Here is a 7180-nt window from a genome sequence, read left to right as displayed (position 1 = left end):
GGTTGGGGGTCGGTGTCGGTGTGCGGGCTGAGCCAGGCCAGGTTGTTTCCCTCGGGGCGGCCGAAGACCAGCTTGTTGACGCCGGCCCGTTTCGTGCACTGTGTGGCCAGCCGTGGGTCCTGCAGGAACGGCCGCTCGGGGTGGAACAGGTCCCAGATGTAGCGGTCGAAGTAGTCGTGGACGGCACCCGAGTCGAATCCCTGGGGGTTCTTCAGCAGGTCACGGCGGCGTTGTGCCCATTGTCGTGCGGTCATCCGCCCGTCTGCCTGCGCATCCAGGCCACTCACCCGTGCCGCCATCGCAACGAGCAGGCGCAGGGCGGCGGATGCTGCCGGCGGCAGGGGCAGCGCCAGGTCCTTGATGAGGTGGGCATGCAGCAGCACATCCCGCCATCCCAGGTATTCCTGGTGCCCGTTCAGGAACAGGACGGGAATGCAGGGCTCTTGGTCGGTCGCATAATGCGAGGCAGGCACACGGGCTCCATTGCCGGGTGTGAAGAAAGAGGGGGTTTCTGGGAAAGAGTTGCCTGCCGAAATCAGGAGCCCGCCTGGATCACGGGTGCCGCGGGTATATGCGCGGAGCGAAAGGGAAGGAGGCGGGCCGCGCGGTCGTGGGCAGGGTCAGGCCACGTCGGCGGGCGGCAAGTGTCGCGCGGGAACACCAAGGGTGCGGTGCACGCAGCGCAGCAGGTGCGACATACCGGACTCGAACGTTCGTCCGGCTTCGCAATTCCATATTAACCACAGCCCAGCCGACTTCCGAACCACATCGTTCACCCCGCAATTACCGGTCAGTTTCCTTTTTTGACCCAGGGTCATTTCCCGGATACGGAGCGGCCCTATTCGCGGTTCTGCCCGGGCGTCCCCCTTTTTTCGCTGCCGCCCGGACGGACGCAACCGGACCGCCTCGAGAAACCAGGGGTGCGACGCGCCACCGTCTCCAAGGTGTCCGGGCCCGCCCGAGCGGGCCTGTCGCCGTGGCCGGAGGGTGCCGGACTCGCGAGGTGGCGGCCCACCGGGCAGACGCCGGCTCGACAGCACTCCCCGGTCGTCGCGCAGCCCTGCGCGGTCTGCGATCAGCAGCCACAGCGCCTTTGAAGGACTCAGGAAAGGACCGCGGCCGCAGGCATGCGGGCGAAGACGGCTCAGGCCTCGGTGTGGACCAGCCCCAAGGTGGCGTCGAGGCGCAGGCTGTGCCGTCCGAAACGCACCGGCCGTGCAGGGTCGTCGGCATCCTGCGGCAGCAGGACGAGGTCGGCGAGGAGAGCGTGTGTACGCCAGGAGTCGGGGACCTGGTTGCGGCGGCTGCGGTCGGCGACCCAGGCGGCGGGCACGGGCAAGGTGTGCTGGAGGATCCTGCGGGTCTGCGCGGTGGTCGGCTTGCGGTGCCGGGGCAGCGGCTGGGTGCCGGCTGCATCCAGAGTGAGGCGGCCGCCCGAGGTGCGGTAGACGGGCAGGAGACGGCGGGGCATGACGCCCAGGCGGGTGGCGGCCTGGCTGGCGTGCAGGTTCTGACGGTGCAGGTCGGACAGCGACAAGGTGTCGTACCAGGCCGGGACGGTGTGCAGCGCGCTGTGGTGTTCCTCGGTGCGCTGCCGGGCCTGGTGGAGGGTGTGGCTGCGCTGCAGGGCGGCATCGGCCTGGGCGAGGTCGTCGGCGTCACCGTGCACGCTCTCCACCAAGTGCTGCACGTCGTCGGGCAGGGTGAGCGGGCCATCGGGCCGCTGAGTGAGGTAGGCGGCGGTGGCGCGCGGCAGGAACGGGGAGTCCAGCCCGCGCCAGGCAGGCGGCAGCAGGAGGTGGCCGCGGTGGTCGGTGGGCTGAAGGACACTCAGGCGGGGACGGTCCTGCTGGCGCATCCAGTCGGGCCGTGCGATGTGGTCGAAGCGCCACAGCCGGCCCAGGCGCTGCAGGAGGGTGTGCAGAGCGGCCAGGTCGCTGGCCATAACGTCGACGTCGATGTCGAGGCTCATGTCCAGCAGGCTGGTCGTGACGACCACCAGGCGCTTGGGGCGCTCGCCGGTGCGGGACAGAGCGGTGCGGACGCGGCGGGTGAGGGCCTCACCCTCATGGCCGGGCAGGCGAGCGTGCAGCAGGAACAGTTGGCCGCCGGGGCCGCCGTCCGGCCAGTCCAGGGCCGTGTGCAGGTGCGCGTAGGTGGTCTGGGCGTCGGCCACGGTGGCGCAGTACACGGCCGCGCAGCCGCCGGATGCGGCGACGGGTGCGATCTCCTGGGTGATGCGCTCCAGACGGGTCTCCCGGACGGGGGCGTCCTCGGGATCGGTGCAGGAGGAGTGGCGCACCGGATGAAGGCGGATGTCCGCACTGCGGCGGTTGCGGGCGGCGTGGGCGGCGGCCACGGCAGGGTCGATGCGGGTCAGGGAGGCGTCCGAGGCCGCGGCGTAGAGCCAGCCGGGATAGGGCGGACGGCAGTCCAAGTGGGCGGTTTCGGGGTGCGGGTGGTCGGCACCGTCGAGGTAGCTGCGGATGAGTTCGCTACTCACCTGCGCGGGCAGGGTCGCGGACAGCAGCACCACCGGGCAGCCCAGAGCGCCCAGCCAGTGCAGCAGCCGCCCCAGCATCTGCCGCATGAACGGGGGCAGGGCGTGGACCTCGTCGACGATGACGGTCCGCCCGGAGATGGCCAGCATGCGCAGGGCGCTGAAGCGGACCGGCAGCGCGGCCATGAGGGCCTGGTCGTGGGTGGCGACGGTGAACTGGGCCAGCAGGGCTCTGTCCCAGCCGCGCAGCCAGCCGTCCGGCACCGTCACCCGCTCCTCGGGCCGCTCCCCCGTCGGCGTGTCTGCGTTGTCTTCGCCGGGCCAGAAGGCGTCGCTGGTCGACGGCTCGTGGGCGGCGAGACGGTGGTCGCTGTAGGCGGTGTTGTCGTAGCTGTGGCTGTGGACCAGGGAGACCGGGGCATGCTCGGGCCGGTGGGCGGCCACGTAGGCTTCAAGGACGTCGTAGGCGGCGTTGGTGGTAGCCATGGTCGGCAGCAGCCACAGGATGCCAGCCGTGTCACCGCCCGCGTTGAAGATCCGGGCGGCTTCCAAGGCGGTGACGGTCTTGCCTCCGCCGGTGGCATCGGTGACCACCAGGATCCCAGGCCCCTTCTCCCCCACCACCGGGGCGAGTTGCTCCATCACCGATGCCTGCAGGTCGTTCGGGGCGGCCAGGCCGCCGTGCGCGGGGGTGAAGGGTGTGTGCGGCAGACTGATGCGGGCCAGACCTGACTGCTCGATCAGGCCGGGGGCGTCCCGGACGGCCTGCGCGTAGTGCTCGCCGGCACCGAAGGCCGGCGCCTGCGCCTTGGGCAGCCAGTAATGGCGCTGACTAGCCAGCCGGTCCGCGATGATGCCCACTCCGGTGATCAGCACGGCCGCCGTCACCGACACTTCAGTCGGCACCATGGTGGCGCCGGTCAGGTGGCGCACCAGCGCGAAATAGCGGCGACGCAGATCCTGCCAAGCGGGCCCGCCTAAAGTGAAGTTGACCCGGGAGGCCTTGGCCGCGCCGTCGATGTCGACCTGCAGGAACCGACCGTGATGCCCGCCCAGGATCTGCGCCACCAGCACCCCGGGACTGTCGGAGGCGTCCACCGGGTAACCGGCCTCCGCCAGCAACTGCAGCACACTGTGCATGGACGCCCGCTCGTGCGGCATGCGCCGCCAGTTGCCGGTGTCCGCCCGGAGGCTGTCACTGACCCGGGCCCAGGGATGTCTCTCCTGCTCCTGGAACGCGGACAGCTTGCCCAGATCGTGCAGGCCCGCGATGAACATCACCAAACAGCGCGCCTCCGCAGGCGTCACCCCCAATCCGGCTGCGATCAAACGCCGCTGGCCGCGGGTCAGATACCGGTCCCAGACCACGCCGGCGACCGCCGCGACATCCAGCAGATGAAACAGCAGCGGATACACCGCCAGCTCACCGCGGTCGAACTTCCCCCACGGCGTCAGATCGATCCCGCCGTACCGGGCATCCGCCCTCACTCCCACCAGCCGCTCCCGCCACACCTCAACTCCCCCTGTGATCAGGGTTTGTTGATGCCCATTTTGCCTCATGGCGATCATGCCGTGGGCGTCCACCGGGGCGGGACGGTGTAGCCTGCGGTCCGGGTTTCGTTTCCTCATCCTGTGAGGGTGCGTCTCTGCTGGTCATCACGGGCCGCTCGCGACCTTTGCTCCCCACTTACGTGGGGGTCTGTCAACCTTGCCCCGGTCGACAACGATCGTCTTGGGATACTCCCCGCGCCAGTGGGGGTCTGTCTTTCTGGATCATGATGACGACGACAAGGACGACGCTCTCCCCACGCACGTGGGGGACAGTCCAAGGACTTATCGTCCCGCCAGCACCGCCAACTCGGCTAAAGTGAGCAAAATCGGCTCGCTGATTTTCAAACTCGCAGGTGAATCAGGGAACTCCCCACATGCGTGGGGGTCCGTCCTTCCGGACCTGGGTAAAGCTCACGTCGCATCTGCACTCCCCACACGAGTGGGGGTCTGTCGTGGTAGCGCAGGTTGGACGGTCTGACGGGCTCGCCTTCCAGGGGGCAGCCGCTCACTCGGCCACGGGGCGACCCCAAAGCCGCCTACCGACCGGGCAGTTCAAGCTCAACCACCACGGGCGACTGCCACCCGGCGCACGGGCCTCACCAGCACAGCCAACCATGTAAAGTAAGCAAAAAACAGCCAGCTGATCTTCAAACCCACAGGTCACGAAGGGTCTTCCCCACACACGTGGGGGTCGTTCGCTCGAACTCAGGAGACCCCTTCAGGCTGGTGTCTTCCCCACACACGTGGGGGTCGTTCCGTTTCCTGCCGGCCTTCACAAGCAGTCGCCCCGTCTTCCCCACACACGTGGGGGTCGTTCCCGCCGCGCCCGCGCCCGCCCCCGGCGACGTGCGTCTTCCCCACACACGTGGGGGTCGTTCGCATCAACTGGGCGTGCTCGTAGGACTCGCCGGGTCTTCCCCACACACGTGGGGGTCGTTCCGCCGCGACGTCCTTGGCGAGTTCCTCGACTGCGTCTTCCCCACACACGTGGGGGTCAGCCGTACAGCAGGTCGGCGAGCTGAGCGATGCGCGGCCATCCCCTACGTATGTGGGGGTCTGTCCGCGAAAGCCCATGCCAGCAGCACGCCCTTCAGGTTCTCCCCACGCACGTGAGGGTCTGCCCGGACAGGGCACCGGATTACGGAGCCGGAGATCGCCTTCCTCACACGCGTGGGGTCTGTCCGCGACTGAGGCACGGAATGACCTCTACGCTCCACCCTCCCCACGTACGTGGGGGGTCTGTCCACCAAGGTCGGGAAGATCAACGTCCTCGTGTGGTCGTCCCCGGACGGGGTCTCAGGTGTGGGGAGGTCTGTCGTGGCTTCCGCCACGGTGGCGTACGAGGCCAGTTCTTCCCACAAGCGCGGGGTCGCAGCTCGACAGATCCCCCATCGCGCTGCAGATGGGTGCGGTGGCGCTGCGCACTATCGCGGTGGCTACAGATCGGCTCCCTCTCTTCCCGTCCAGGGGCTCGTTTATCTCTACGTCCGATGCGTGGCCCGGTATGTGCCTGGTGCCGTGACTGTGGCTGGGCTGAGGCCGAAAGCAGTCGCGGGTGGTGTCGTGGGAAGGCTCGTTGTCAGACCCCGCGCCTAGCCTTACGGCTACAGGTCGGTTTTCGGCGCATGGGGGTTGCGCGTGGCATTCGACGGTGGGCGGGTCGCTGCTCGCGGGTTCCAGTATCAGTATCTGCGCACGGTCGAGGCACTGCTGGCCAGTGTGCGCACTGGCCAGGCGGCTGCATGCCGCATCGAGGGGCCCGGAGACACCGTGTCGCTCCAGCACGCCGATTCGGTCGATTTCGATCTGAGCGACGCCGATGGCCACTCGCTGATGGCGGTCCAGGTGAAGAGCGCCGGAGCGGGACGGACTGTGCGGGCACGCGAGGCAGTGGCGGTGCTGGTGCATCTGGTCACCGGGATCGACGCCGAGCGATACCAGCTGATCACCTCGGCCGTGCCGGATGAGGGATGTCTGCGGCTGGCTGAACTGTTGCGCCGTAAACGCGATGACGTGCCGCAGATCAAGGCCGAGCTGCAGGACCTTCTGGTGAAGGCGCCCGCTGCGTGGGGCATCTGCCAGGCGCTGCCGGAGGAGCATTGGGAGCGTCTGGCGCGCGCGGAGGTCGAGTTCGACGGCCGCAGCGACGGACAGCTGCGTGCGGATCTCAATGACGCGCTGCGCACCGAACGGGGGCGAGCCGGGCAGGGATTGTCGCGCAGGGCCGGAGGGCTGGTGCTGGGTCACTTAGAGGTCCTAACAAAGGCGTTGGACGTGGCGGTGGGTGATCAGGCAGGTGGCGAGGCCGAGAAAGGCTTCGTGGATGTCGTCGCGTCGCTCCCATCGGATGCGCAGGCGGCGGAAGCCGTGCAGCCAGGCGATGGTGCGCTCGACAACGTAGCGGAAGACACCCAGGCCGGAGCCGTGTGGCTGGCCTCGTTCGGCGATCACCGGCGTGATACCGCGAGCCCGCACCAGGCGCCGGTACTTGTCGTGGTCGTAACCACGGTCCGCGAGGAGCGCGTCGGGTCGGCGCCTGGGCCGGCCGACCACGCCGGCCACGGCGGGGACCTTGTCGAGAAGCGGCACGAGCTGGGTGACGTCGTTGCGGTTTCCGCCGGTCAGCGACACCGCGAGCGGGATGCCCTGTCCGTCGGTGAGGACGTGGTGCTTGCTGCCCGGCCGTGCTCGGTCGACCGGGCTGGGCCCGCTTTTGGGCCGCGCCGGGCCGCCCGGACGTGGGAGGAGTCGATCACCGCCCGCGACCAGTCCAGCTTCTTCGCGGCCCGCAGCTTCTTCAGCAGCACCAGGTGCAGTTCGTCCCACACACCGGCCTCGTTCCAGGCCGCCAGGCGCCGCCAGCAGGTCATGCCGGAGCCGAAGCCCAGCTCTTGGGGCAGATACTCCCACTGGATACCGGTGTGCAGCACGAACAGGATCCCGCACAACGCCTGCCGGTCCGGCACCCGAGGCCGACCCTCCACCAGCTTCGGCCCCGGCTCGGGCAGCAACGGCTCGATGAGCGACCACAGTTCATCCGACACGATCCAAGGCCGCGACTGACGTTTCCCCACGACCAGACCAACGACCGTCCACGCCGAAAGTCACATGATCAACAACTTCTGTTAG

3 protein-coding genes and 1 CRISPR repeat array are annotated in these 7180 nt (G+C 68.7%); all 3 genes read right to left on the bottom strand.

Annotated elements, in window-relative coordinates; translation table 11 throughout:
- Positions 1-473 (bottom strand): type I-E CRISPR-associated protein Cse1/CasA (gene casA, locus STRIP9103_RS08865; protein WP_009304744.1); only part of this gene is annotated, 473 nt, incomplete at its 3' end.
- Positions 474-1144: 671 nt separating this feature from the next.
- A complete protein-coding gene (gene cas3 / locus STRIP9103_RS08860) occupies positions 1145-4012 on the bottom strand; it encodes a CRISPR-associated helicase Cas3' (protein WP_234022156.1) in 2868 nt (955 codons plus the stop codon).
- 708 nt (positions 4013-4720) lie between these two features.
- Positions 4721-5051: direct repeats of the CRISPR family, unit length 28 nt; unit sequence GTCTTCCCCACACACGTGGGGGTCGTTC.
- A gap of 1256 nt (positions 5052-6307) precedes the next feature.
- A protein-coding gene (locus STRIP9103_RS46155) for an IS5 family transposase (RefSeq protein ID WP_411572384.1) occupies positions 6308-7098 on the bottom strand; the annotation gives its coding sequence in 2 pieces (ribosomal slippage) (positions 6308-6768 and positions 6768-7098; 792 coding nt in all).
- Positions 7099-7180: the final 82 nt, after the last annotated feature.

The sequence above is a fragment of the Streptomyces ipomoeae 91-03 genome, from assembly GCF_000317595.1.
GTDB lineage: Bacteria > Actinomycetota > Actinomycetes > Streptomycetales > Streptomycetaceae > Streptomyces > Streptomyces ipomoeae.
This window is presented reverse-complemented; position numbering and strand designations above follow the sequence as displayed.